Here is a 1,365-nt window from a genome sequence, read left to right on the forward strand (position 1 = left end):
CCGACATTATGGTGGAGGTGAATTTCGCCTCATTGTTACTGTTTATTTACACATCCTGACCGTGAATTTGATATGCTTATTAAGTATTGTTATATTAATAAACTCGCCAAGACTATTCCATGAAAATCAACAAAGCGTATAAGTTTAGGCTTGAGCCTAATGCAGAGCAGGAGATTATTCTAAATAATCTTGTCGGCTCTGCCCGCTTTGTTTGGAATCAAATACTAGCGATCTCATTTGAGATGTTTGCTAAAAATGAATTTATTAATGCCACCAACTTGGTTAATAAAATCATGGATCTAAAGAACAATCCTGATTTTTCTTTTTTGAAATCTCAATCAAATGCGGTGTCCTTGCAGCAAAAGATTCGTGACTTGGCATCGGCTTGGTCAAGATTTTTCGACCCTAAAGTCCATGCCCGATATAAAGAAAATAAGAAGAAACCTAAAAAGTCCAAATCCTTTAAGTTGCTTGATGGCACTGAGCTTCAATTACGACCCCTGATGCCGCAGTGGAAACGTAAAATTGACCGCCGCGACTCCATGCGCTTGGTTCAGTTTGATAAATATTGCCGTATTGAAGGCAACCGCGTCAAAATACCTAATGGCATTGGTTTGGTGAAGTTTAGAAAATCACAAGACATCATCGGCACCATTAAAAACATCACTATTAGCAAGAAATCAGGGCACTGGTACGTGTCTTTTGGTACGGAGCGAGAACTGGATAAAAACCCAATTCACCCCTCTAAAAGCGCCATAGGTATTGATTTGGGCATCACTAAACTGATTACTACCTCAGAAGGTCAGCACATCAAACCCAAAAACAGCTTTAAAGCCAATCAAATTAAACTGGCCGCATTACAGCGCCAATTAAGTAGAAAAGTCTTATTCAGTCAAAACTGGAAAAAGCAGAACCGTAAGATTCAAAAATTACACCATCACATCGCCAATATTCGCCATGACTACTTGCACAAAATCACCACCGCGATCAGCAAAAACCACGCCATGATTGCTTGTGAAAACTTAAAAGTCGCCAATATGTCGAAATCTTCAAGCGGTACGTTAGAAAACAAAGGGCGTAACGTCAAAGCCAAGTCAGGATTGAATAAATCCATCTTAGATCAAGGCTGGGGCATGATGGTTGATACCCTTGAGTACAAGCAGCACTGGACAGGCGGAGTGCTCATTAAAGTAAACCCACGCTACACCAGCCAAACCTGCTTTGAATGCAAGCATATCGCCAAAGAAAATCGACAAACCCAAGCTAAGTTTGAGTGCGTCCAATGCGGTTATATTGCGAACGCTGATATTAATGCAGCTAAAAATATTCTTGCGGCAGGACATGCCGTTTTGTCTGCGGAGGGAG

1 protein-coding gene is annotated in these 1,365 nt (G+C 40.9%); it reads left to right on the forward strand.

Annotated features, from left to right (window positions below; genetic code table 11):
* Nucleotides 1-119: 119 nt before the first annotated feature.
* The coding region (locus PG901_RS13565; RefSeq protein ID WP_271134698.1) for an RNA-guided endonuclease InsQ/TnpB family protein at nucleotides 120-1,365 on the forward strand (1,246 nt) is incomplete at its 3' end.

It is taken from the genome of Psychrobacter sp. ANT_H3, from assembly GCF_027919975.1.
Taxonomy (GTDB): Bacteria; Pseudomonadota; Gammaproteobacteria; order Pseudomonadales; family Moraxellaceae; genus Psychrobacter; species Psychrobacter maritimus.